This window comes from Vibrio sp. 1641 (assembly GCF_033339995.1).
Classification (GTDB): Bacteria; Pseudomonadota; Gammaproteobacteria; order Enterobacterales; family Vibrionaceae; genus Vibrio; species Vibrio alginolyticus.
The window spans coordinates 1-512 of sequence record NZ_JAWOVP010000528.1 but is presented as its reverse complement, the minus strand read 5'-3'; the positions used below and the strand labels follow the sequence as shown (position 1 = coordinate 512).

Sequence of the window (512 nt, the reverse complement as noted above, 5' to 3'; positions counted from 1 at the left end):
CGGTTCAAGCGGTTGCACAAGGTAACATCCAAACTAGCTTTGATACCGTCGCTCCAAAAGGCAGTATCTACCATGCGGTTCAGAATATGAGCCAATCATTGGCAACCATGGTGACTAACCTTGAACAATCGATGCACGCTCTACGCGATGAGCTATCAGCAGTAGAGTCGCGCTCAAATTCCATCGCCGATCTTACCGTTTCTCAGCAGCAATCGACCGCAATGATTGCAACAGCGATGACAGAAATGGCTTCTTCCGCTAACCATGTGGCAAGCTCTGCTAGCGACACAGCACGTAATACCGATGAAGCAGATAAACAAAGTCAGCACACTCAATCACTGATCCACAGTACGGTAGATAACATCCAAGGTCTTGCGACTCAGCTGAATACTGCAAGTAAAGCGGTTGCCGATCTCGATCAAGATGTAAACAACATCGTGAAAGTTCTGGATGTAATCGGGGATATTGCGGAACAAACCAACCTATTAGCCTTGAACGCTGCAATTGAAGCA

The 512-nt window shown here is 47.1% G+C and carries 1 protein-coding gene; it reads left to right on the top strand.

The annotated features are described in order from the left end of the window. Window positions 1–512 (top strand): methyl-accepting chemotaxis protein (locus R7Z47_RS26945; protein ID WP_318131040.1); only part of this gene is annotated, 512 nt, incomplete at both ends.